Source organism: Saccharothrix sp. NRRL B-16348, assembly GCF_001280085.1.
Taxonomy (GTDB): Bacteria; Actinomycetota; Actinomycetes; order Mycobacteriales; family Pseudonocardiaceae; genus Actinosynnema.
In genome coordinates, this window is record NZ_LGED01000068.1 from 1 (window position 1) to 23750 (window position 23750).

The 23750-nt window shown below is 72.9% G+C and carries 19 protein-coding genes; 12 read left to right on the top strand and 7 right to left on the bottom strand.

Features of this window, described 5'->3' with window-relative positions; all coding sequences use genetic code 11:
* Nucleotides 1–193: 193 nt before the first annotated feature.
* Nucleotides 194–1450: an MFS transporter gene (locus ADK67_RS08935; protein WP_082403320.1), complete on the bottom strand. Its 1257-nt coding sequence runs from the start codon at nucleotides 1448–1450 to the stop codon at nucleotides 194–196.
* Between the two features lie 86 nt (nucleotides 1451–1536).
* On the opposite strand from ADK67_RS08935, the gene ADK67_RS08940 reads away from it, so the two are divergent.
* The 4 genes from ADK67_RS08940 (at nucleotide 1537) to ADK67_RS08955 (ending at nucleotide 6699) form a co-directional block, all read left to right on the top strand.
* Nucleotides 1537–2427, top strand: coding sequence for a WecB/TagA/CpsF family glycosyltransferase (locus ADK67_RS08940; RefSeq protein WP_053715930.1), 891 nt, complete (start codon nucleotides 1537–1539; stop codon nucleotides 2425–2427).
* A gap of 2 nt (nucleotides 2428–2429) precedes the next feature.
* Nucleotides 2430–4496: a glycosyltransferase gene (locus ADK67_RS08945; protein ID WP_053715931.1), complete on the top strand. Its 2067-nt coding sequence runs from the start codon at nucleotides 2430–2432 to the stop codon at nucleotides 4494–4496.
* 186 nt (nucleotides 4497–4682) lie between these two features.
* Nucleotides 4683–6212 (top strand): serine/threonine-protein kinase, encoded by a 1530-nt coding sequence (locus ADK67_RS08950; RefSeq protein ID WP_082403334.1) that lies wholly within the window; start codon nucleotides 4683–4685, stop codon nucleotides 6210–6212.
* Between the two features lie 10 nt (nucleotides 6213–6222).
* Nucleotides 6223–6699 (top strand): SLATT domain-containing protein, encoded by a 477-nt coding sequence (locus tag ADK67_RS08955; protein WP_053716071.1) that lies wholly within the window; start codon nucleotides 6223–6225, stop codon nucleotides 6697–6699.
* Here ADK67_RS08955 and ADK67_RS08960 read toward each other — a convergent pair.
* Nucleotides 6686–7471: an enoyl-CoA hydratase/isomerase family protein gene (locus ADK67_RS08960; protein ID WP_053715933.1), complete on the bottom strand. Its 786-nt coding sequence runs from the start codon at nucleotides 7469–7471 to the stop codon at nucleotides 6686–6688. The genes ADK67_RS08955 and ADK67_RS08960 overlap by 14 nt on opposite strands.
* A 40-nt stretch (nucleotides 7472–7511) precedes the next feature.
* On the opposite strand from ADK67_RS08960, the gene ADK67_RS08965 reads away from it, so the two are divergent.
* The 4 genes from ADK67_RS08965 to ADK67_RS08980 all read left to right on the top strand — a co-directional run bounded on the left by ADK67_RS08965 (nucleotide 7512) and on the right by ADK67_RS08980 (nucleotide 10649).
* Nucleotides 7512–8015 (top strand): GNAT family N-acetyltransferase, encoded by a 504-nt coding sequence (locus ADK67_RS08965; protein ID WP_331459262.1) that lies wholly within the window; start codon nucleotides 7512–7514, stop codon nucleotides 8013–8015.
* Between the two features lie 98 nt (nucleotides 8016–8113).
* Entirely contained in the window at nucleotides 8114–8662 is a 549-nt protein-coding gene (locus ADK67_RS08970; RefSeq protein WP_053715935.1) for a LuxR C-terminal-related transcriptional regulator, read from the top strand.
* Between the two features lie 282 nt (nucleotides 8663–8944).
* A complete protein-coding gene (locus tag ADK67_RS08975; protein WP_231648095.1) occupies nucleotides 8945–10165 on the top strand; it encodes an ABC transporter substrate-binding protein in 1221 nt (406 codons plus the stop codon).
* Nucleotides 10166–10211: 46 nt separating this feature from the next.
* A complete protein-coding gene (locus ADK67_RS08980) occupies nucleotides 10212–10649 on the top strand; it encodes an SRPBCC family protein (protein WP_053715937.1) in 438 nt (145 codons plus the stop codon).
* 202 nt (nucleotides 10650–10851) lie between these two features.
* On the opposite strand, the gene ADK67_RS08985 is transcribed toward ADK67_RS08980, so the two are convergent.
* From ADK67_RS08985 to ADK67_RS09005, 5 genes are all read right to left on the bottom strand, one after another.
* A complete protein-coding gene (locus tag ADK67_RS08985; protein WP_053715938.1) occupies nucleotides 10852–12429 on the bottom strand; it encodes a phytoene desaturase family protein in 1578 nt (525 codons plus the stop codon).
* The gene (locus ADK67_RS08990; protein ID WP_053715939.1) at nucleotides 12426–13451 is read right to left on the bottom strand and encodes an NAD-dependent epimerase/dehydratase family protein; all 1026 of its coding nucleotides are present in this window, start codon (nucleotides 13449–13451) and stop codon (nucleotides 12426–12428) included. Before ADK67_RS08990 ends, ADK67_RS08985 begins: the two co-directional genes overlap by 4 nt.
* A gap of 15 nt (nucleotides 13452–13466) precedes the next feature.
* Nucleotides 13467–15785, bottom strand: coding sequence for a Tex family protein (locus ADK67_RS08995; protein ID WP_053715940.1), 2319 nt, complete (start codon nucleotides 15783–15785; stop codon nucleotides 13467–13469).
* 187 nt (nucleotides 15786–15972) lie between these two features.
* Nucleotides 15973–16749 (bottom strand): hypothetical protein, encoded by a 777-nt coding sequence (locus ADK67_RS09000; protein WP_053715941.1) that lies wholly within the window; start codon nucleotides 16747–16749, stop codon nucleotides 15973–15975.
* A gap of 20 nt (nucleotides 16750–16769) precedes the next feature.
* On the bottom strand, nucleotides 16770–17867 hold the full coding sequence (locus tag ADK67_RS09005) for a PA2928 family protein (protein ID WP_053715942.1): 1098 nt from the start codon (nucleotides 17865–17867) through the stop codon (nucleotides 16770–16772).
* A gap of 120 nt (nucleotides 17868–17987) precedes the next feature.
* Between ADK67_RS09005 and ADK67_RS09010 the strand changes: the two genes are divergently transcribed.
* From ADK67_RS09010 to ADK67_RS09025, 4 genes are read left to right on the top strand one after another with little or no spacing between them, the layout of a single operon-like run.
* Nucleotides 17988–19244: a hypothetical protein gene (locus tag ADK67_RS09010; protein ID WP_053715943.1), complete on the top strand. Its 1257-nt coding sequence runs from the start codon at nucleotides 17988–17990 to the stop codon at nucleotides 19242–19244.
* Entirely contained in the window at nucleotides 19241–20251 is a 1011-nt protein-coding gene (locus ADK67_RS52310) for a hypothetical protein (RefSeq protein WP_053715944.1), read from the top strand. The genes ADK67_RS09010 and ADK67_RS52310 overlap by 4 nt, the downstream gene beginning before the upstream one ends.
* Complete coding sequence (locus ADK67_RS09020) at nucleotides 20248–22557, top strand: hypothetical protein (RefSeq protein ID WP_053715945.1); 2310 nt, start codon at nucleotides 20248–20250, stop codon at nucleotides 22555–22557. The genes ADK67_RS52310 and ADK67_RS09020 overlap by 4 nt, the downstream gene beginning before the upstream one ends.
* Nucleotides 22551–23732 carry a CHAT domain-containing protein gene (locus tag ADK67_RS09025; protein WP_053715946.1) on the top strand — a complete coding sequence of 394 codons (1182 nt, stop codon included), beginning with the start codon at nucleotides 22551–22553 and terminating at the stop codon, nucleotides 23730–23732. Before ADK67_RS09020 ends, ADK67_RS09025 begins: the two co-directional genes overlap by 7 nt.
* The last annotated feature ends 18 nt before the right edge of the window (nucleotides 23733–23750 follow it).

Below are 23750 nucleotides of genomic sequence, written 5' to 3' on the forward strand. Positions count from 1 at the left end.
CGCAAAACACTCGGCTGGGACACCCCAGCCGAGCGCCTCGCTAAACTCCTCACCGACAGCGGTTGATCATCCGTGTTGCAACGACCACTGGAATCCACCAGGCCAAAGCCGGCAGGCCCGGCGGGGTAAAGCGTCCCGCCAGGCCTGCCGGCTTCGACCAGCCTAAAGCACCCGAACCCATGTCAAATCGGGCCTATGCGGTCGGTTCCGGGTCCGTCGTGGGTGAGTTGGGTGAGTGGTCGTCTCGGCGTGTGTTGAGACGCCAGGCGACCGCCACCGCCACAATCAGGGAACAGATAGCGGCGTAGACAGCCGCACCGAAGGTGGCGAACTGGAGCATGAAGCCGAACGCCACCGACGACACCAGGCGAGTGAGTGCCTGTCCCGTCTGGACGACCGCCAAACCTGACGCGCGCAACGACTCCGGCACAAGTGCGCTCACCCGTGCCGAAAGCACGCCATCCGTTGCGGCATAGAACAAACCGTGCAGCAACAGTGCCGCACCGACCCCGACGTAACCGGCCCCCGCCGCCAGCAGCAGCACGTACACGGCCAGCAGCAGCACGTGCCCGCCCAAGAACACCGGCCACCGGCCGATCCGGTCCGCCAGACGCCCCACCGGCGCGGCGGCCACGAGGAACACCAAAGCGGTCCCCAACGGCAACAGCGGCAGTACGTGCAGCGGCACGTCGGTTGCCTTCTGCACCAGGATGAACACGAACGCGTCGGACAGCGTCGCCAGGCCCAGCACCGCCGCCGCGACCGCCAGCCGGCGGTACCCGGCCTCCCTCAACAACCCGAACCCCGCCCGCACCGACGGTCGCGGCCCGGACACCACCGGCCTCGGGTTCTCCCGCACGAACGCCACCAGCACGATCAGCCCCACGACCGCGAAGCACGCGCTCACCACGAACACCGGACCGGCCACCGTGCCGATCCAGTACATCAACAGGAACGTCACCAACGGCCCGAGCAGCGCGCCCACCGTGTCCATGCTCCGGTGCAGCCCGAACGCCGCGCCCAGCCGCTCCGGCGGTGTGGCCAACGAGATCAGCGCGTCACGCGGCGCGGTGCGCAACCCCTTGCCCGCACGGTCCGCCGCCATCGTCACGCCGATCCCGAACGCCGACGCGCCGACGAGCGGGAAGATGACCTTCGTCACCGCCGACAGCCCGTAACCGGTCGCGGCGACGGCCTTGTGCCGGTGGGTCCGGTCCGAGAGGTGGCCGCCGACGAGCCTCAGCACGGCCGTCGCGCCGGTGTACAGCCCGTCCAGCACACCGAACTGGGCGTAGCCCATGTTGAGCGTGACCAGCAGGTAGACCGGCATGAACGCGGTGACCATCTCGGCCGAGACGTCGGTCAGCAGGCTCACCGCGCCCAGTGCGACCACCGTGCCCGGAACCCTGCCCTTGACCCGCTCGCTGGGCCGGACGGACGCAACGTACATGCCCCCGATATCGGTCACGTGCGGTAACCGTTACCGGCGCCCGGTCCTCTCGTAACGGGGACCACCCGGAACCCGATGACGCGGGTATGCCGGACATAGCTCAGGCCCGCGTCCGCGTGGGCGCCGTTGACGTGTGGTCCGTCCGCGAGTCCGGTGTCGCCGACCACGTCGCCGAGGCCTGGCGACGGGCCGAGGGCGGCGCGATCGTCACGGCCAACGTGGACATCGTGCGCGCCGCGACGCGCCGCCCCGAACTCGCCGCGCTCATCGCCGAGTCCGAGCTGGTCGTCGCCGACGGCATGCCGGTCGTGTGGGCGGGCCGGTTGGCGGGCGTCCCGCTGCCCGAACGCGTCACCGGGTCGTCACTGGTCTTCACGCTCGCCGAAGTCGCCGCCCGCGAGGGCCGTTCGCTCTACCTGCTCGGCGGCGACCCGGGCGTGCCGGAGAAGGCCGCCGACGCGCTGCGCGCCAGGTACCCCGGGCTGCGCGTCGCGGGCACGGACTCGCCGCCGTTCGGGTTCGACACCTCCTCGGCCGCCACCGCCGAGACGGTCGCCAAGGTCGTGGAGGCCGAGCCGGACCTGGTGTTCGTCGGCCTCGGCTTCCCCAAGCAGGAACGCCTCATCCGACTCCTGCGCGCGGACCTCCCGCAGACGTGGTTCCTGGGCTGCGGCGCGGGCATCCCGATGGCCGCGGGCGAGTTCCGGCGCGCCTCGGGTGTGGTGCAGAAGCTGGGTGCGGAGTGGCTGCACCGCCTCGCGCTCGAACCGCGCCGCCTGGCCAAGCGCTACCTGCGCGACGACCTTCCCTTCGCCTTCCGCCTCCTCGGAGGTGCTTTGCGCACCAGGTTCCGCCGCTCGCCCTCCGCCGCTCTCGGCAACCAGACCGAAGCCCGCAGCCAGACCGAAGCCCGCAGCCAGACCGAAGCCCGCAACCAGACGACCGCCGACAGGGCCCGCAACCGGATCGGGGAGTAGACGTGCCGCTTGCCGTCGTCGTCGTGACCTACCACAGCGCCGAGGTCGTCGAGGAGTGCCTCACCTCGATCGCCGCCGCGCTGGAGTCCATTCCGGACAGCCGCGTCGTCGTGGTCGACAACGCCTCCACCGACAACACCCTCGACATCGTCGCACGCGTGGCACCGCACGCCGAGATCGTCGCCCGCCCGTCCAACGACGGCTTCGCCGCCGGTGTGAACGCCGGTTTCGCCGCCGCGCCGGACTGCGACGTGCTGGTGCTCAACCCCGACGTCCGACTCCACCGCGACGCCGTCACGCTGCTGCGCGCCGCCTTGGCCCTGCCCGGCACCGGCATCGCCGTCCCCCGACTGGCCGGCCTCGACGGCGCGCCTCAGCTCTCCCTGCGCCGCACCCCGAACCCGTTGCGCGCCTTGGGTGAGGCGATCCTCGGCGGCACGCGGGCCGGGCGTTCCGACGTGCTCGGCGAACTGGTCGTCGACCCGCTCCGCTACGAGACGGCCGGCACCGCCGACTGGGCGACCGGCGCGGCCTGGCTGATCTCCCGCGAGGCGCGTGAGGCCACCGGCGTGCTGGAGGAGCGGTACTTCCTGTACTCCGAGGAGACCGAGTACATGCTGCGCGCGGGCAAGCGCGGCTACGCCGTCCGCTACGAACCGCGGGCCCGTGCCGTGCACATCGGGGGCGAGCAGTCGACGTCCCCGCTGCTGTGGTCGATGGCCACCACGAACCGCGTCCGGATGGTCCGCGAACGCCACGGCCGCCTGGCCGCGTTCGCGATGTGGTGCGCCGTGCTGCTGAACGAACTGCTCCGCGCTCCCCGCGGCGCCAAGCACCGCACGGCCGTCGCCGACCTGCTCCGCTGGCGCCGCTGGCCGAACCGCCCTGGCACGAGCGCCAACCCGCACCCGCACCCCGACCCCGAACCGGGCTGGGTGTGCTTCTCCGCCCAGGACTGGTGGTACCACAACCGGGCGCACTCGGACTTCCAGCTCATGCGGTCCATGGCCGCCCACCGCCGGGTGCTCGTGGTCAACAGCATCGGCATGAGGATGCCGACCCGCGGCAACAGCACGCACGTGTCCCGCCGCATCCTGCGCAAGCTGCGCAGCGTGGCCAAGTTCGTGCGCCGCCCGATGCCGGACTTCTACGTGATGTCCCCGCTGCCGCTGCCGTTCTACGGCTCGCCGTTCCTCCGCAAGGTCAACGCCGTGCTGGTCCGCACCCAGGTGCGGCTGGTCGCCCTCGCGCTGGGGCTGCGCACGCCGGTGATCATGGTGACGATCCCCACCGCCTGGGACGTGGTCGCGCCGATGCGCCGGCACAGCCTGGTGTTCAACCGCTCGGACCGGCACTCGGACTTCCCCGAGGCCGACCGCGCGTCCATCGAGGCGTTGGAGAACGAGCTCCTGGCCAACGCCGACCACGTCGTCTACGTCAGCCACGCCCTGATGGACGAGGAGCTGCCGCGCACCGGCTCACGCGCCCACTTCCTCGACCACGGCGTGGACGTCGACCACTTCACCGCGCGGCCGGAGCACGAGTGGCCGGACGACGTCCGCGCGATCCCCGGCCCGCGCGTCGGCTTCTTCGGGGCCCTGGACGACTTCGTGGTCGACTTCGACCTGCTGGAACGCGTCGCCGTCGAGCTGCCGCACGTCTCGCTGGTGCTGATCGGCGACGCCACCCACCCGATGGAGCGCTTCGACAAGTACTCCAACGTGCACTGGCTCGGCTTCCGCCCCTACAGCACCATCCCGGCGTACGGCTCGGCGTTCGACGTGGCGATCATGCCGTGGCAGGACAACGACTGGATCAAACGGTCCAACCCGATCAAGCTGAAGGAGTACCTGGCGCTGGGCCTCCCGGTGGTCAGCACCGACTTCGCCGAGCTGGCCGGCTACACCGACCGCGTCCGCGCCGCCCGCTCCCACGCCGAGTTCGTCGACGCCCTCCGCGCCACCCTGGCCACCGGCCCGCTCCTCCCTCCGCACGCCCTCCGCACCTCGGTCGAACCGCACTCCTGGCAGGCCCGCACCTCGACCCTCCTCACCCTCACCACCTCGTGAGTCCTACGTTCAGCACGCGAGAGTCCTACGTTCAGAACACCTGAATTCAACGCTCAGCACACGCCGACCGGGTCCTGAGACACCCTCGACTCCGCGACCACGTCCGAGGTTGCGCGGCTGTGGGCTGCGCCGCGAACCTCGCCGTCTTGCCCAAGAGGGGTGGCCGGCGCATCTAGTGTGGGTGTCGTGCAGCCACTGCCCCCGAACGCCCCGTCGCGGATCGGCGACTACACGCTGCTCGCCGCCCTCGGCCGCGGCGCGATGGGGTCGGTCTACCTGGCGCGGTCACGCGGCGGGCGGCCGATCGCGGTCAAGGTCTCGCGCGCCGAGCTGGCCGACAACCCCGAGTTCCGCGAACGCTTCCGCCGCGAGGTCGAGATGGCCCGCGCGGTCGGCGGCTTCTGGACGGCGACCGTCGTGGACGCCGACCCGGACGCCGACCGGCCGTGGATGGCCACCGAGTACATCCCCGGCCCGAGCCTCCAGCAGGCCGTCCAGGACCACGGCCCCCTGCCCGAACGCGCCGTGCGCCGCCTCGCCGGCGGCCTGGCCGAGGCGCTGGTCGCGATCCACGGCGCCGGCCTCGTGCACCGCGACCTCAAGCCGTCGAACGTGCTGCTGGCCGACGACGGCCCCCGCGTGATCGACTTCGGCATCGCCCGCGCCCTGGAGCACTCCGCGCTCACCGAAGCGGGCATCGTGTTCGGCACCCCCGGCTACCTGTCACCCGAGCAGGTCGTCGGCCAGAAGATCACCACCCAGAGTGACGTGTTCGCGCTCGGCTCGGTGCTGGTCTACGCCGCGACCGGCGGCGGGCCGTTCGGCGAGGGCGCCACGTCCGCGCTGGTCTACCGGGTGGTCCACCAGGAGCCGGACCTGTCCCGCGTGCCGCCGGGCCTGGTTCCCCTGATCGTGCCGTGCCTGGTCCGCGAACCGGCGAACCGCCCCACGCCCGCACGCCTGCTGGAGGCCATCGGCCCGCCGTCCGCCGAACCGTCCTGGCTCCCGGCGCGCATCCGCACGATGGTCGAGCAACGGCACACCGAGCTGGGCAAACTGCCCGCCAAGCCGCCGACCCGCGTGATGGTCGACGACCCACCGCCCAAACCACCGACCCTCGTCGCCCCCGCGCCGACGCGCACGCCCGCCCCACCGCAGCAGACACCCACCCCTGTCCGCACCGACCCCGACCGCAAGGAGGTCCGCCCCACCGGCGTCCGCTTCAAGACCTCCCGCGCCGTCGGCCTGAGCTGGGCCGGGGCGCACGTGCTGGCCGCCGTCGTGTCGATCTCCGTCGCCGACCCCGCCGCGGGCGCGCCCGGCGCGGTGCGGTTGGCCGCGTTCCTCGCGTTCCTGGCGTTCGCGCTGACCGGCACCCGCCTCCTGGTCGGCGTCGCCCGCTCGCCGCTCACCCTCGACGTCGGCCCCGACGGCATCACGCTGTCCAACGGCGAGGAGTCCCGCCGCCTCCCGTGGTACGCCATCGCTCGCGTCAAGGTCGAGGCACACCACGCCCGCCCGTGGCTCGTCGTCTGGCTGGTCGCCGCCGCCAAGACACCGGAGACCCTGGGCCGGGGCAGCTTCGGCCGGCACAAGGGCGGCCTGCGCGTCTACCCGATCTCGCACGAGCGCTACCGCAAGCGCCGCGACCGCGACGTGGTCGAGCTGCGCTCCGCCCTCGCCTGGTACGGCTCCGCCGCCTACGACCCCCGATAGGGTGCCCGCCGTGGACGAGCCTGAAGAGCAGCCGGTGAAGTCGGGGCTGAGCCCGCACGAGCTGGCGTTGGACCTGCTGGGGCGCATCGACCGCGCCCGCGACTACGGCCGGGTGCGCGCGGCCCGGTTCAGCCGCCGGGCGACCGCGCTCAAGGTGGGCCTGCTGTCCATGTCCGCGACCGCGACGATCATCCTGGGCTGGCAGGACCTGGACTTCTGGACCGGTCTCGCGTTCTCGCTGGTGGCGTTGACCACGGTGTTCGCCGTGCTGGAGCCGTACTTCGCGTGGCGGCCCCTGTGGGTGCTGATGGAGGAGTCGATCTCCCGGTTCCACCGCCTGCACGACGACGTCAGCCACTACCTCGCGGCCACGCCGACCGACCGGGTCGACGCCGCCAAGGTCGCCGAGCTGTTCGCCGAGTACCAGGCGATCTGGGACCGCCAGAGCACCCGGTGGGTCGAGTTCCGGCGGATCAGCGACCGCTGAACGTCGCCCGGCCCGGACCGTCGGCCAGGAACGACCGCACCGCGCCGCGCAGGTCCTCGCTGTCGAACAGCTCGGCCGCGATCGTCGTGACGTGCTCGTTCGCCTCGGCCACGCCGCCGCTCTCGAAGTGCGCCAGCACCCGCTTGGTCGCCGCGTGCGCCAACGTGGGCCCGGTCGCCAGCGCCACCGTGAACTCCAGCGCCGCGTCGTCGAAGCCCTCGTCCGGCAGCACCCGGTTGACCACGCCCCACCGTTCGAGCGTGGCCGCGTCGTAGCGCTCGCCGGTCATCACGAACTCCTTGGCCCGGCCCACGCCCGCCCGCGCGGCCAGCCGCTGCGTGCCGCCCATGGTCGGGGTCAGCCCGACGACCTTCTCCACCAACCCGAACGTCGCCCGCCGGGCGGCCAGGACGATGTCGCACGCCACCGCGACCTCGAAGGCCCACGTCAGGCACAGCCCGTGCGCGGCGAACACGGTCGGGAACGGCAGCGCGGCCACCCGGTCCGTCAGCTCCAGCATCTGGTCGAGCAGGGCCTTGGCCTGCGCGGACGTCTGCTGCGCGGCGAACAGCCCCACGTCGACGCCGCCGCTGACGACCTTGCCCTCGAAGCGGACCAGCAACGCCCGCGCGGGCCGGTCCTCCAGGTCCTCGACCGCCGCCTCCAGCAGGTCCTGCAGCTCGGCGGTGTAGAGGTTCAGCGGGGGAGCGTCCACGGTGAGCACGGCGAGCCCCACGGCGTCCCGCTCCAGCCGGACCTGTTGCGCTGCCACGGGCGTGGACTTTACACGCGTCCGGAGTGCCGAAAACCACGTGTCCGAATGGACCAGCGCGGGTGAAAATCTTTCAATGAGTTCCTGGACCGTTCAGCCCGAACCGGTCGACAGCCCTACCGCCGTCGCCGTGATCCGCACCTACCTGAGCGACATCATCGCCCGCTACTACGACCGCCCGGCCACGCCCGCGGAGATCGACCAGGCGATCGCCGACGACCCGACCGACGACTTGGCCCGGTTCTTCGTCGGAAGGCGCGGCGGAGAGGTGCGCGGGTGCGTCGGGTTCCGCCTGGTTGACCGCGAAACTGCGGAGTTGAAGCGGATGTTCGTCGATCCGGCGGCTCGCGGCACCGGCGGGGGAGCGGCGCTGCTCGCGGCGGTCGAGGAGGCGGCTGTCTCATTTGGTGCCGCGGCCATTCGCCTCGACACCCGTACTGACCTGGTCGAAGCGCGGGCGTTGTACGCGCGGCACGGTTACCGTGAGGTGCCCGCGTTCAACGACGACCGCTATGCGGAGCACTGGTTCGAAAAGCGGCTATAGGAGCCATTGGGTTCCCATATCACTGTTGTGATGTGTCTCACTTGACACTGAATAAACGCCCCAGTTGAGTATGTGGCGAAAGTCGGCCGCGGAATGAAATGGGGATCAGTCCAGTGGCTTTCGCCGTTGAGTTGACATTTCGTGATGCGCGCCAGGTGCGGAGATCCATTCATCTCGCACACCGGGAATATTGGCGTCCGCTCGCCGAGCAGGGTGTGCTCGTCGGAACCGGCCCTTGGGCCGACGGTTCCGGCGTGCTGCTCATCGTGCAGGTGCCCGACGACGCCGCGGCCCGGGACCTGGTGCGCGGTGACCCGTACGTGCGATCGCAGTCGATCGCAGAGGTGCGCATACGCCAGTGGCACGTGCTGCTGGGTGTGCCGGAAGGTGAGCGCGTGCCGGGCATCGTCCGGCCGCGTGACGGGCAGAGCGCCGAGGCGCGCTCGCGCGAGCCGTTGACGCCGCACGAGCACCGGATCGCGCTGATGATGTTGGAGGGGATGACGAACCGCCAGATCGCCGAGCACTTCTCGGTGTCGACCCGGGCCGTCGAACTCCACATCACCCGCATCTACCGCAAGCTCGACATCGGCAGGCGGGCGCAGCTCGCCGCGGCGATGCCGTGGGGTCAGCGCTCCTACCTCTAGGCGCACGTACGGGTCATGAACAGGCCGTGAGGACCGATCGGGCGATCCCCGGTGGTCCTCACGGCTCTTCCCTGTTTCGGGCCCGGAATCGATCGACGTGGGCACGCGATCACGCCTCGTCGACGTTATGGGGCTGATCGGGTGGCAAACGCGGCGAACGGGGTGCGGAACCGCCGGGGAAAGTTCACCGACCGTGCGGTATGTCACATCATTAGGCGATTCGGGTGACTTCTGTCAATACTCCTTACCCGTCGGTAACGTGAGTGGTGGGAGTCCCCCTTGGTGCGCAACCTCGTCGTCGGATCCACCGTGCTCGCCGTGCTCGTCACCGGGTGCGGCGCGGCCGAGGAAACGCCGATCAAGACCGGCCCGGGCGTTACCGACGACACGATCTCGCTCGGCGTGCTGACCGACATGACGGGACCGTTCTCGGCCACGTCGCTCATCCGGATCAAGGGCTACGAGCTGTTCCTGAGCGAGCTCAACGAGCGCGGCGGCATCTGCGGGCGCAAGGTCGAGCTCAAGCAGGCCGACCACGGCTACGACGTCGACAAGGCGCTGCAGGCGTACTTCGAGCTGGAGCCGGAGGTGCTCGGGTTCATGGACGTCACCGGCGCGCCGATGACCGAGGCCATCGAGCCGGACCTGATGCAGACCCGCGCCATCGCCGCGCCCGCGTCGTGGTCGGCGAGCCTGCTCGGCAACCCGCACATGGTCATCGTCGGCACGACCTACGACCTCGACGTGATCAACGGGCTGGACCACGTCAAGCGGGCCGGCCTGATCGGCCCCGGCGACACCATCGGGCACGTCCACGTCGAGAGCGACTACGGCGTCAACGCGCTGGAAGGCAGCACGTTCGCCGCCGAGCAGTGGGGCATGGAGCTGATCCCGAAGGCCGTGCCGGAGACCGCGGACGTGGCCGCGCAGGTGGGCGAGCTGCGTGCGGCGGGGGCGAAGGCGGTGTTCCTGAGCACGTCGCCGCAGCAGACCGCGACCGCCGTCGCCACCGCCGAGCGGCTCGGCTGGGACGTGCCGTTCCTGGTCAACGCGGTGGGGTACGACCCGCTGATCCTCCAGTCGCCCGCGGCGGCGGCCGTGGTGAAGCGGGTGCAGGTGGTGTCGCCGATCGCGCCGTTCGCCACCGACCTGCCGGGTCCGCGCGCGGTGGCGGAGGCGTTCACGCGCAAGTTCCCGGACCTGGAGCCGACCGGGTCGGTCGACCACGGCTACGTGATCGGGGTGGCGTTCGCGGCGATCCTGGAGAAGGCGTGCGGCGAGCGTGACCTGACCCGTGACGGGGTGCTGCGGGCGTTCCAGGACACCAACGAGGTGGACACGAACAGCCTCACCGGACAGCTGCGGTTCTCCCTGGTGGGCCGGCCATCGGCGACGCAGTCGTACATCGCGCGGCCCGACCCGGCGACACCCGGCGGGCTGGCCGTCGTCGCCAACCTGTTCGAGTCCGACCTGGTGAAGCTCAAGGGCACGCGCGCGAAGTAGCCCTGGCGGGTAGTTTCCGCCGGTCCGCGCGGGGAATCCGAGGCGCATGATCGAGGTGCGCTTGGCGGTGCCCACGTCGGTGGAGCGGGTGTTCGCGGTGCTGGCCGACGGCTGGTCCTACGCGGGCTGGGTGGTGGGCGCCGCGCACATCCGCGGGGTCGACCCGGGGTGGCCGGGCACCGGCACCCGGATCCACCACAGCGTCGGCGCGTGGCCGTTGGCGGTGCGGGACGTGACCACGGTGCTGGACGTCGACCCGCCCCGGATGCTGGAACTGGAGGCCCGCCTGTGGCCGCTGGGCGCCGCCAGGATCCGATTCGACCTGAAGGCTGCCTCCGACGGCTGCGAGATCACCATGCTGGAGGAAGCGATCAAGGGCCCCCTCTCCGTCCTCCCCGACCAGGCCCAGTCCCTCTTCCTGCTCCCCCGCAACCGCGAAACCCTGGCCCGCCTCTCGTCCCTCGCCACCCGCAAACCCACCTGACCCGCGCGTGTCCTACCTCCAGAACGCGCGTGTCCTACGTCGGGAACGCGCGTGTCCTACGTTGAGAACGCATGAGTTGAACGCTCAGAACACGCGGCAAGCCCGGGACGCAGGCCCGCGAGCGCGGGCTCGGCTGTTCTGAGCGTTCAACTCGGCTGTTCCGAACGTAGGACACGCGGGTTCTGAACGTAGGACACGCGGGTTAGTAGAGGTGGTGGTGGAGGGTGCGGAGGAGGAGGTGGTAGGCGTCGCCGGTCAGAGCGTTGCGGGCCAGGGCGGCACGGGCGGCGTTGGCGCCCGCGGCGCCGTGCACGCCGCCACCAGGGTGGGCGGAGGCGGAGGTCAGGTAGAGGCGGTCGACAGGGGTGTCGGCGCGGCCCAGGCCCGGCACCGGGCGGAAGACCAGCTGTTGGTGGATCGCCGCCGTGCCGGAGTTGATCGAACCGCCCACCAGGCTGGGGTTGCGGGCCTCCAGGTCGGACGGCCCGTGGACCACACGGGCGCGGATCAGGTCGCGGAACCCCGGCGCGTGCTGCTCGACCAGTTGCTCGACCCGGTCGGCACGGCGGCGCAACCGGTCCGCCGACCACCCCTCCCCCCGAGGCACGTGCGTGTACGCCCACGCGGTCTCCGTGCCCGCCGGTGAACGGCTCGGGTCCGTCGTCGTCATCTGCCCCATGATCACGAACGGCGTCCGCGGCACCCGCCCGCACGAGATCTCCGCGCTGGACATGGCCAACCCGTCGAAGTCCCCTCCCAAGTGGACGGTCCCCGCACCGCGCACCGCGTCGGCCGTCCACGGCACCGGCCCGTCCAACGCCCAGTCGACCTTGATCGTCGCGTCGTCCCACTCGAACGACTCCAAATCCGACACCAACCGCGACGGCAGGTGCTCCGCCCCCACCAACCCGAGGTACAACGACGGCGCCGGCACGTCCGCCAGCACCGCCTTCCGCGCCCGCACGTACCCACCCGAAGCGTCACGCACCCCTAGTGCACGCCCACCGGCCACCACCACCCGCTCCACCGCCCGGCCGCACTCCACCACACCGCCGAGCCGTCGCACCATCGCCCGCGTCAACGCACCCGCCCCACCCTCCGGCACGGGATACCCCACGTCCTGCCCCAACATCGACAGCAACCACCCGAACGCCGCCCCGCCCGCCTGATCGGGCCCGAGGTCCGTGTGCATCGCGTTGCCCGCCAACAACAGCGGCGCGCCCTGACCCGAGAACCGCTCGTCCCCGAACGCCCGCACGGACTGCAGGAACGACCGCGTGAACCGCAACGCCCCACCCGCGCCCAACTCACCCACCAGTCCGACGCCCGCCCGCACCGGCGGGAACGGCCGCATCAACGCCTCCACCAACTCCGACCGGACCCGCTGCCACAGCGCGAACTCCGCCCGCCACGCGTCGCCGTCACCCGCGCCGAACGCCTCCACCGACGCCGCCGTCCGGTCCACGTCCCGCGACAGCACCACGGCCCGGTCGTCCGGCAGCACGTGCGCCAGCACCTCGGGCGCCCGCCGCCACCGCAACCCGTGCCGCTCCAGGTCCAGCCCGGCGATCACCGGCGACGCCGCGCCCAGCGGGTAGAACGCGCTGAACAGGTCGTGCCGGAACCCCGGCTCGGTCAACTCGGCCGTCCGCACCGCACCGCCGGGCTCGTCGGCCGCCTCCAGCACCAGCACGTCCCACCCGGCGTCGGCCAGCAGGTTCGCCGTGACCAGCCCGTTGGGGCCGGAACCGATGACCACCGCGTCCACGACATCGCTCAACGCACGTCTCCCTGGCTCTGCTGCACCGGTCGGCCGAACCCCAGCACCTGCCACCGTCCCACATCGCGCGGCGCGAGCGGACCCCACGTGCCGCGACCTTCCGCGACCGCCGCCACGAACTCCGCCAACGCCGCCAACGGCTCGTGCACGGGCGCCCACCCCAGCGCCCGCATCCGGGAGCTGTCCACAAGGGACACCTGATCCGCCAACCGCAACCACCCGGGGTGCACGGGCTGCACGCCCAGCCGCCACGTCGGCCAGGCCACCGCCCGCAGCAACGCCAACGGCACCGGCACCAGGAACCCGCCGAACACCCCCGCCAGCTCACGCGCGCCCAACGGCGGGTCGGCCGCGACGTTGAACGCGCCGACCGCGTGCCGCGCCAGCACCAGCCTGATCGCCCGCGCCACGTCCTCCGCGTGCACGACCTGCGCCCGCAACCCCCGCCACAACGGCACCGGCAGCCACCGCCGCCCCACCACCCGGGCGGGAGCCAACGGGCTCAACACCCACCGGCCCAGCTCGCCGCCCGCGTCCGGCTGCACGATCGCGCACGGCCGCAGCACCGCCACCCCGGCACGACCGGCGACCAACCGCTCCAACTCGGCCTTCTGCGCGCTGTACGCGCTGCCCGGCACCCCGCCGCACGGCCAGTCCTCGTCCACCGGGGAGGGAGCGGGCGTGTACGCCGCGATCGACGACAGCACCACGACGTGCGGCACACCGGCGCGTTCCGCCGCGCGCAGCACGTGCGCGGTGCCGGTGATGTTGGTGCGCCGCATGGCGGGCTCACCCGACGTGGGCTGCACCGCCCACGCCAGGTGCACCACCGCGTCCGCCCCCGCGAACGCCCGGCCCAGCACCACCTCGGCGGCCGGCGCGCCCACGTCGCAGCTCACCCACCCGGGTGAACCGACGGGTATCCGCCGCGCGATGCCGACCACCGGGTCGCCCGCGTCCGCGAGCACCCGGCGCAGGGCCGTCCCCACGTTGCCGCTGGCACCCGTGACGACGACCCTCATGGCCGCCGGGTACCCCTACTTCCCGCCGTCAAGCCCCGCGCGCCGCAGCGCCTCGGCCATCGCGCCGTTGGCCGGCGGGCGCTCCTGCTGACGCGGCTTCCCTCCGCCGCGCTGCCCGCCGCCACCCCGCTGACCGTTGCCCCGCTGTCCGTCGCGCTGCTCCCGCGGCGGCTTGCGGCCCGGCTCGTCCTCCAGCCGCAGCGTCAGCCCGATCCGCTTGCGCGGGATGTCGACCTCCAGCACCTTCACCCGCACCACGTCACCGGACTTCACGACGTCCCGCGGGTCCTTGACGTAGGTGTTGGACAGCGCCGAGATGTGCACGAGGCCGTCCTGGTGCACGCCGACGTCCACGAACGCGCCGAACGCGGCCACGTTCGTCACCACGCCCTCCAGCACCATGCCCGGCTTGAGGTCGGCGATCTTCTCGACGCCCTCGGCGAACGTGGCGGTCTTGAACGCGGGTCGCGGGTCGCGCCCCGGCTTCTCCAGCTCGCGCAGGATGTCGGTGACGGTCGGCAGGCCGAACGTGTCGTCCACGAACTCCTGCGGCCGCAGCGACTTCAGCACCGCCGTGTTGCCGATCAGCTGCTCACCGCCCGCGCGCTCCTGCATCCGCCGCACCACCGGGTACGCCTCGGGGTGCACGGAGGAGGCGTCCAGCGGGTCGTCGCCGTTCGGGATGCGCAGGAAGCCCGCGCACTGCTCGAACGCCTTCGGGCCCAGCCGCGCCACGTCCTTCAACGCGCGCCGCGAGCGGAACGGGCCGTTGCTGTCGCGGTGCTGCACGATGTTCTCGGCCAGCCCGGCGGTGATGCCGGAGACGCGGGTCAGCAGCGGCACCGACGCGGTGTTGAGGTCGACGCCGACCGCGTTCACGCAGTCCTCGACCACCGCGTCCAGCGACTTCGACAGCTTCGCCTCGGCCAGGTCGTGCTGGTACTGGCCGACGCCGATCGACTTCGGGTCGATCTTCACCAGCTCGGCCAGCGGATCCTGCAGCCGGCGGGCGATGGACACCGCGCCGCGCAGCGACACGTCCATGCCGGGCAGCTCGGCCGACGCGAACGCCGACGCCGAGTACACCGACGCGCCCGCCTCCGACACCACGGCCTTGGTCAGCTTCAGCTCGGGGTGCCGTTTGAGCAGGTCGACGGCCAGCTTGTCGGTCTCGCGGGACGCGGTGCCGTTGCCGATGGAGATCAGCTCGACGTCGTGCTTCTTCGCCAGCGCGGCCAGCTTGGCGATCGACTCGTCCCACCGGTTCGCGGGCACGTGCGGGTAGATCACGTCGGTGTCGACGACCTTGCCGGTCGCGTCGACCACGGCCACCTTCACGCCGGTGCGGAAGCCGGGGTCGAGGCCCATCGTGGCGCGGGTGCCCGCGGGCGCGGCCAGCAGCAGGTCGCGCAGGTTCGACGCGAACACCTTCACGGCCTCGTCCTCGGCGAACGCCCGCAGCCGCGACCGCAGGTCGATGCCGAGGTGCACCAGGATCCGGGTGCGCCACGCCCAGCGCGCGGTGTCGCCGAGCCAGCGGTCCGCCGGCCGCCCCTGGTTGTCGACGCCGAACCGGGACGCGATGCGCGCCTCGTAGCCGGTGGGCTCGTCCTCGTCGGCCGGGTCGAACTGGAGGTCCAGCACCTCTTCCTTCTCGCCGCGCAGCAGCGCGAGGATCCGGTGCGAGGGCAGCTTCGTGAACGGCTCGGAGAAGTCGAAGTAGTCGGAGAACTTCGCCCCGTCCTCCTCCTTGCCCTCCCGGACCTTGGACGCGAGCCGCCCCTGGGTCCACATGCGTTCGCGCAGCTCGCCGATGAGGTCGCCGTCCTCGCCGAACCGCTCGACCAGGATCGCCCGCGCGCCCAGCAGCGCGGCGGCGACGTCGGGGACCTCCTCGGTCACGAACGCCTTCGCCACCTCCTGCGGGTCCTGCGCCGGGTCGCCCAGCAGGCCGTCGGCGAGAGGTTCGAGGCCCTGCTCGCGGGCGATCTGCGCCTTGGTCCGCCGCTTCGGCTTGAACGGCAGGTAGAGGTCTTCCAGCCGGGCCTTGGAGTCGGCGGCCAGGATCGAGGCCTCCAGCGCCTCGTCCAGCTTGCCCTGCGACCTGATGGATTCGAGCACAGCCGCCCGGCGGTCCTCCAGCTCGCGCAGGTAGCCCAGCCGCTCTTCGAGCGTGCGCAGCTGGGTGTCGTCCAGCATGCCGGTCGCTTCCTTGCGGTACCGGGCGATGAAGGGAACGGTGGAACCACCGTCGAGCAGGTCGACGGCGGCGCTGACCTGCCCGGCCCGCACCCCGAGCTCGTCGGCGATCCTCTGGTGAATGGCTGTGGTCACAGCGAGCCATTGTGCCCTGTCCACCGGGCCACGTTCGGGCACCCCGACCGGGTCGCCCGCCCGATCGGTCGGGGACCGGCTAGCCCGACCGGATCAACTGGCCGGTACCGCTGCCCGAGCCCCGAACCCCATCGGCCCACGACCGGCGGAGGTCGCGCTCGGGGTGGCGCGACCGTCCACCCGGTCGTCACATCAGGGTGGTGAGGACGGCGACGTCCGACTCGTCGCCCGGCAGGTACTTCACCCGGACCACCATGCCCCGCTGCACCTGCGGGATCGACGGCGGCGGGAGCTTCTTGTCCTGCGTGACGTCGAACGCGGTGCCGTCCGGGCGGGTCACGCGCAGGGTCAGGCGCAGCGCCGTCCGGCCGTCCGGCGTGTGCCCGGTCGGCACCATGTCGAGCACGACGGCACTCGCGTCCACGCCCTGCTCGGCGATGCGCAGCTGGTGCGGCGTCAAGAAACCCTTGGCCACCTGCACGCGGTCGAGGGCGGCTTGCAGCTCGTGCGGCGGCGCGTCGGTGGCCAGCACGGCGCGCCCGTCGGGCAGGTAGCGGACCGGCAGGATCGCGCCCGGCTGCACGACGGACAGGTCGGTGAGGTCGACGACCTGCCGCGCGGTCGCGGGGAACGTGCGGCCGTCCGCCGTGTCGACCTGCAGCCGGATGTCCAGCTGCGGCTGGTCGTTGACGGACAGGCCGGTCCGCGCCACGCCGACCACCGTGCCCATGCCGATCGGCGCGCCGCGGAACTGCTTGGGCACGCCGCCGGTCAGCGCCGCGAGACCGCCGCCGAGCAGCCGGTCCACCGAGAACAGCGACGGCACGACGAACAGCAGGATGATCGGGCCGGCCAGCCAGCCGTTCAGCCAGGCGGACACGTCGTCGCCCGCCAGCCCGCCCGCGACCCACGTCGCGGTGAGGGCGAGCCCGACGGTCAGCCCGAGCCAGGTGAGCACCTTCATGGTCGTTGGTCCTTTCCGGTTCAGCGGTGGGTACCGAAGAAGTCGGCCGAGCCGACGTCGAGGGGCACGACCCGGCCGTCACCGCGGGCGGCGGCGAACACCTCGCCCGCCGTCAGCGCCGTGATGCCGTCGGGGCCGACGAGCGCGCGTTCCACCCGGGAGTCGACCGTCAACGTCGCGGTGACCTGCCCGGTCGCCAGGGACACCAGGCTCAGCGCGACACCGGTGTCGTCCGCCGAGCGCTGGTGCTCGACCAGCACGTGCCCGGTGGCGGCGGCGACCGCGGTCACGCCGTCGACCACCAGCCGGGCGCCGTGGAACGTCGTCGCGCCCACCGGCAGCTCCCGCCCGTCGGCCGTGACGCGGACCAGCACGCTGCCCGGCACGCCACCCGGCGCCTGCCGCAGCGCGATCCGCTCGGCGCCCCCATTCAACGCCGCTTCGACACCGGTCGCGGTGGTCGGTGCGCCCGGACCGCGCTGCACCGAGAGCCGGTCGGACCAGGCCGCGGCGGTCTGCGGGTCGACCGGCGTGGCCGTCACCTCGTCCAGCCTGACCGCCACCACCCCTCCGGCGGCGTTCATGGCCATCACGCGGCGGCTCTCCGGGTCGTACGCGTAGGCGGTCCGCGCCGCGGCGAACGCGTCACCGAGCCCCGGGACGCCCGCGCCCTCGACGACCACCGACCCGTCCGCCAACGCGACCACGACCAGCCCCGAATCGGTGGCCAGGTAGGCGTGGTGCCGCCCGGCGGCCAGCACCGACGCCTCCCAGCTCAGCCGGTCGGACAGCTGCGTGTCCCACAGCACCTCGCCGGTGGCCGGGTCCGTGGCCGCCAACCGCACCTGGAACAGGTCCTGCGTCATCAGCTGGAACACGCCGCGCACGCCGTGCCGCGCGTACGGCGCCAGCACCACGTCCCGCCCGTCGATCTCGACGAACGCGAAACCGGCCTGCATCTCCACGTCCGGCTCCGGCGAGACCGCGTAGGACCCGCCGAAGATCAGCAGCGCGAGCAGCACCGGCGGCAGCAGGAGCAGCGGCAGCACGCGGCGGCGCGGAGGCGGTGGGGTCTCGTAGGGCATCACCGGCGAGTACTGCTGCGGTGTCTGGTACATCGGTTCCCCCGTTCGGTCGTGATGGGGGAAGCTTCGGCCGCGCACCCCGCCTACCGGTCCCAGGAACCGGGTGCGCGAGTCCGCCACCAGCGGTGATCTCGTTCGACTACGCTCGGGCCGGTGAGCACCGTCCGAGCCGCGACGCTTCCGCGCGGTGCGCTGGTCGCCCGGGCGTGGGCCGGCCTCGGCGCCGCGGTCGCGCCGCTGAGCAACGCGGCGGGCCGCCCGCTGACCCGCACGGTGAAGCTGATCCTCGACCCGCTCGTGCTGCGGCCCGTGCTCAACCCGGAGTTCGCGTCGGGCGCCGTCGCCGCCGAACACGCCGACGCCCTGACGTCCCGGATCGCCGACGCGGGCCCGGTGCTGGCCGCGACCGCGAGCTGGTTCACGGTGCTCAAGAAGGAACGCCGCCGCCGCTGGATCACCGACGGCAACCCGCAGGACCTCTACTTCCAGCGTTGCTTCGAGCTGGCCACCGGGCACGGCGAACCCGGACCGGACGCCGCCGACGTCGCCGCGGCCGTGCTGGAGGAGGTCCACGGGCGGGCCGGGCCGACCGTCGCCGCGCTGCGCGACTTCGTGACCGACCCGGCCAACGCGGCCGAGCTGACCCGGCTGCTCGACACCGCGTGGGACGCCCCCCGACCGCCCGCCCCGGCCTTGCCCGCCCCGGCCTTGCCCGCCACCGCGCCGTTCCTGGCCACCTGCGCCGTCACGCCGGACCGGGCACTGTTCGCCGCACTGGTCGCGGGCTCGGCGGGCAGCGCGGGCGCGGCCGACCTCGACCGGCCGGGTGTGGCGCTGGCGCACGGGCTGACCTCGCGCGACCGGCCCGTGCGACCCGAGCTGGGGCGTGGCGCGTCGAAGGCGAACCTGCCCAGGCCGTTCGACCGGTCGATCGTGGAACGCCTGTTCGCGCCGCTGACCAACGCGTTCCAGCGGGAGGGGCTGGCGGACGTGCCGACGTTGGTGCGGCGGGAGATCACCCGGTCGGCCGGGCCGTGGCAGCTCGCCGACGAGGAGAGCAGGCTCGTCGTGGTGCTCGGCCGGGACGCGTCCGCGGACCTCGCGGGTCCACCGGTCGGCGGTCCGGGCTCCGCGGCGGCGAGGTTGCGGTCGAGGTGGGAACGCGAGGCGTACGTGCACCGGGTGCTGCGGATGCCGTCCGCCGCGCCGCCCGAGGTCCGCGCGGACGTGCGCGGTGTGCGGGAGGCGTACCTGCGGCGGCTGTGGGTGCGCCTGCACGGCCGCGAGCTGCGGCACGACACCGTGACGTCCGACCAGGTGTGGGACGTGCTCGACGGCGTGCTGCGGTCGGTGATCCTGGACCAGCGCGACCGGTTGCGGTCCGTGCTGGAGCGGGAGGCGGTGGCGTGAAGGTGACCCGCGCGTCCGACGTCGTCGTCGGCGACTGGCCCACGTCGCCCGAGGTCGTGGCGCTGATCGAGGGGGCGGGCGCTTCGCTCGCGTGGGACGTCCTGGCCGACACCGCCGTGCCCGCCGCGCGCGTGCACGACCCGGAACGTGCGGCCGAGTGGCTGTGGGAGGTCTACGGCGACGCGGCCGAGGCGGTGCTCGGCGGCGCGTCGGAGGTGGAGGTGCCCGCCGACGGCGACTGGCGGGTCCGTGACGCCTGTCGTCGGGCGGCGCAGCTGGAGTGGGCGCGCGCGTGGTGGCCCGCGTCGGTCACGGCCGGTGTGCCCGCGCTGGATCCCGTTGTGCTGCACGTGGAACGTGCGGTTGCGCTGTCCACTGTGGAGCACTTGCTGGACGACCCGGACGCGGTCGAGCGGGCGTTGGCCTCGGTCGTGTCGCTCGCCGTGCCGACGTCCGATCCCGAGCTGGACGCGTTGGCCGGTCGGATCGCCGCGCTGGCCGAGGACTACGGGGTGGAGCTGCGGCCGGCCGAGGCGCCAACCAGGTCCGGGTTCGCGCTGGCCGCCGGAGGTGTGGACGCCGCCGGCGGTGTCACGGCCCTGTCCGGTGCGTCCACTGTGGACTGGACTTTGGTGCCGCACGGCGTGGTCGACGCCTCCGCGCCCGCCCGGTGGGCCGTCGTGCGGCGGCAGGGGAGGACGGTGCTGGAGGTGTCCGTCGTGCCCGGGCCGACGCCGGGGCCGCGGTTGGCGGCACGGTTCGGCGACGTCGAGGTGGCGTTGGACGGTGTCGACGCGGCGGGGTGGCTCATCGGTTCCTCGCCGGTGTCCGCGGCCGTGCTGCTGCTGCCACCCGACCGGCGCGTGCTGACCGTCTACGCGCCGGGCTTCGCCGAACCCGCCGCGCCCGACCCGGACGCCGGGCCGCGCCGTGCGGCGATCATCTCCTACGCCCGTTCCCGGATCGGCTCGCCGACCGCGACCACCACTGAGCGGACGGCGCGGTGAACGACTCGTCCGACCTGAACAACGAGGGTGTGCGGCTGGCCGGTGACGGTGACCTGGCCGGCGCGCGGTCCGCGCTCGAAGCGGCACTCACGGCATCCTCACCGGAGGACCGCGCGCAGGTGTTGGTGAACCTGGCGCACGTGGTGGACATGGCCGGCGAGCGGGAGCACGCGGTGGACCTGCTGACGGAGGCCGTCGCGGTGGGGGAGGGGACGGTCAGGCTGACGGCGATCGCGTCGCGTGCGGACCTGCTGCCGTGGCTCGACCGGTGGGAGGAGGCGTGGCGGGACGTCGAGGCGGCGCTGGTCGAGACGGATCCGTCGCAGCAGGTGGTGCTGCGCAACACCCGCGTCGGCCTGCTGATGATGGCCGGTTACCTCGCGGAGGCTGAGGCGGAGGCCGTGGAGGCGGTCGAGCTGGCTGCTTCGCACGCGCCCGAGTACCTGGCGAACCTCTACTACAACCTGGCGCTGCTCGCCGACGAGGCGGGGGACGAGACGCGCGCGTCGATGTACCGGGTGCTGTCCGACAACCCGGGTCGGCGGCCGCTCGGGGCTCGGTGGCAGCGGTTCGTGGAGCTGACCGCCGAGGGCGCGGCGCTGCTGTCGTCGGGCGACCGACCCGCCGCCAAAGCCGCCTTCACCGCCGCGTACCGCGAGACGTTCGCGGTCGTGGAGCGCGAGACGCTCGCCGCCGCGCAGCCCGATCCGCTCGCCCTCGCTGAGCGCGAGACGTTCGCCGTCGTGCAGCCCGAGGCCCCGGAATTGTCAGACCCTTCTGGCACAATAAAAACAGGGGTCCCCTTGGCGGGGACCCCTGCGCAGCAACCACCGGCGGAGACCGCCGTGGACGACGTCGAAGTCGTGGTGTGCCGTGCCGGAGCCGCCGGCAACCTCGCCGGAGTCGCCGACGACCCCGAAGAAGCCGTGCGGTGGAGCACGGAGGCCGTCGAAGCCGCACGGACCGCCCTCACAGCAGTCGGCGACGCCTACGGCTCCGCCACGGTGCTGGTGAACGCCCTGGTGTCCCGCGCCGTCGCCCGCTTCACCCAGACCCGCCTCCCCGACGCGTTGGCGGACCTGGACGAAGCCCTCGAGCTGGTGGCCGACGCCGGCGAGTCCTTCGAAGCCACCGTCCGCGCCACCCGCGCCCGCGTGCTCGCCACCGGCGGCTGGTTCGCGGAAGCCGCCGACGAAGCACGCACCGCGTTGGACCTCGCCTACACCGCCGCCCCGGCCATGGCCGCATCCGTCCACTTCACGTTGGCCGAGATCACGAGCGCCACCGGCGACCTCCCCGGCGCCGCCGAACACCTCGCCCTGGCCCGCGACCTGAGCGCCGCCACCGGCGACGTCGCGGGCGAGGCCACCGCCCTGCTAAGCTCCGCCCGACTGTCCTACCTCGCCTCGGACACCGACCGCGCCGACGCGCTGTACGACGAAGCGGAAGCCCTCCTCGCCGACGACCCCCGCCGGAGAGCCGCGTGCCTGCACGGTCGGGCGGCCGTCGCGGTCCTGCGCGGCGAGCCCCGGGCCGCCCTCGCGCTGTCCGACCAGGCACTCACGCTCCTGGACGCGGCGTCCCCGCTGGAGTCGTTGGCGCTGCACCAAGTGCGGGGCTCGGCGTTCGAGGCGGCCGGGGACTACGCGGAGGCCGAGTCCTGCTACGCCGAAGCGGCGGCGTTGTGCGAGGCGGCCGGCCTGTGGCACGTCGCGCTGGGCATGGCGTGGTGGCGCGCGGACGCCTTGATCCGCCGGGTCGCCACCGCCACCGGGAACGAACGGCAGCAGCTCAGCCGCAGAGCGCTGGACCTGGCGATGCCCGCCGCGTTGGCCTCGGAAGCCGTGCGGCAGCGGTTCCCGCACGGGCCGCTGCGCGAACGGTGGGTGGCACTGGCGTCCGCGCCCGCCACCCGGTCGGCGTTCCTGGCGATCCGGGCGGTCGGCGACCTGACGTTGGCGGCCGAGTACGTCGACCACATCGCGGGCGCGGTGTCACTGCACGCCGAGGGCGGCACAGCACCCGTGGAACGCGGAGATCTGGTCACGTTGCCCGCGCCACCGACCGCCGACACGCATCTGCCGACCGCCGACCCGCACCTGCCGACCGCCGACGCGCACCTGCCCTACGCGGCCTCCGGGTTCGCCACCGGCGCGGACCCGGCCTTCCCCGCCACCGGCTTCGAACTGCCGCCGAGGGTCCGGCTCGACCCGGCCGTGCCGACCTCCCTGGACGCCTGGATCGACGTGGCCGAGCAGCGTTACGGGTTCCCGGTGCGATCGGAACGGGCGGTGGCGTCGTGGTGACCGTGCAGCTCAAACTCGTGGACGCGGGCGACCTGTACGTGGCGTGGCGGTGGGAGCACGAACCGGCCGAACCCCGCGTCATCGCCGTGCCGCGCGACCTCGTGCAGGGCACGTTGGACGAGTGGGTCGCAGCGGTGCCGTCGCCGTTGCCGGGCGAGACCGCCGACCAGGCCCTGCGCCGCTCGCTCACGAACGGCCCGCTCGTCGACCACGCCCGCGAACGAGACCTGGCGACGCGGATGGCACGCGCCCTGGTGCCGCACCGGCTGGCGGTCGAGCTGAACTCCTGGCTGGCCCAGGGAATCCGGCCGCACCTGCGCGTCCAGCCGTCCCCGTCGACCGCCCTGGTGCCGTGGGAAGCACTGCGCATCGACGACGGCCTGCGAGCGGTGCACGACACGACCGTCTCCGTGCTGCCGCCGGCGACGGTGGGCAACGCCGCGGAACGCCGGGTGCGCCCCTTCGACCCACGAGGACCCGTCGTCAGCGTCCTCGACCCCGTGGTGCCCGGCTTCCCCGACGCGTCCGGCCTCGGTTCGGTGCTCGGCCACCCCACCCCGGAGCTGGCCGCGCTCGGCGGCGTGCGCCGCGACGACATCGACCGCGACCACCTCGAACGGGCGCTGGCCACCGCTTCGCGCTTCCTCTACGTCGGCCACGTGACCACCGGCGGCCACGGCCTGGACGCCCGCCTGCACCTGTCCTGCACGGCCGGCACCACGGGCCGCGCCGCACCGCTCGGCGCCCACCGCCCCCTCGCCGCCGCCGACATCGTGCTGGGTCACCGCCCCGGCCCGGTGCGCCCGTGGCGGATACCGGCCCGCGTCGCCCTGGTGGCGTGCGAGAGCGGCGGCGACGTCCGCTTCGCCGAACCGTCCGGCCTGGTCACGGCCATGGTGCACGGCGGAGCGGAGCACGTGACCGCGACGAGGTGGACGCTGCCGACCGACGAAGGGCTGCGCCGCCTGGTGCCCGGCTTCCCGGAGACCCCCGTCCTCGCGCCCACCGTGGTGGCCGTCGACGCCGCCCACCGCGCCACCGACCCGGTGACCGCCCTCAACGACTGGCAACGCGCCGCCGCCACACGGTGGGAGGACACGGGCGACCCCACCTGCTCGCCGCTCGTGTGGGCGGCGTTCACCACGACCTGGGCGCCACCGACCCGGGACCGGTAGGGCGCCGGCCGCGTCCTA

Bases quoted from the DNA above. Each gene is read 5' to 3' on its own strand.
- ADK67_RS08935 (WP_082403320.1), bottom strand. From the start codon at position 1,450: ATGTACGTTGCGTCCGTCCGGCCCAGCGAGCGGGTCAAGGGCAGGGTT.
- ADK67_RS08940 (WP_053715930.1), top strand. From the start codon at position 1,537: ATGCCGGACATAGCTCAGGCCCGCGTCCGCGTGGGCGCCGTTGACGTG.
- ADK67_RS08970 (WP_053715935.1), top strand. From the start codon at position 8,114: ATGGGGATCAGTCCAGTGGCTTTCGCCGTTGAGTTGACATTTCGTGAT.
- ADK67_RS08980 (WP_053715937.1), top strand. From the start codon at position 10,212: ATGATCGAGGTGCGCTTGGCGGTGCCCACGTCGGTGGAGCGGGTGTTC.
- ADK67_RS08990 (WP_053715939.1), bottom strand. From the start codon at position 13,451: ATGAGGGTCGTCGTCACGGGTGCCAGCGGCAACGTGGGGACGGCCCTG.
- ADK67_RS09000 (WP_053715941.1), bottom strand. From the start codon at position 16,749: ATGAAGGTGCTCACCTGGCTCGGGCTGACCGTCGGGCTCGCCCTCACC.
- ADK67_RS09005 (WP_053715942.1), bottom strand. From the start codon at position 17,867: ATGTACCAGACACCGCAGCAGTACTCGCCGGTGATGCCCTACGAGACC.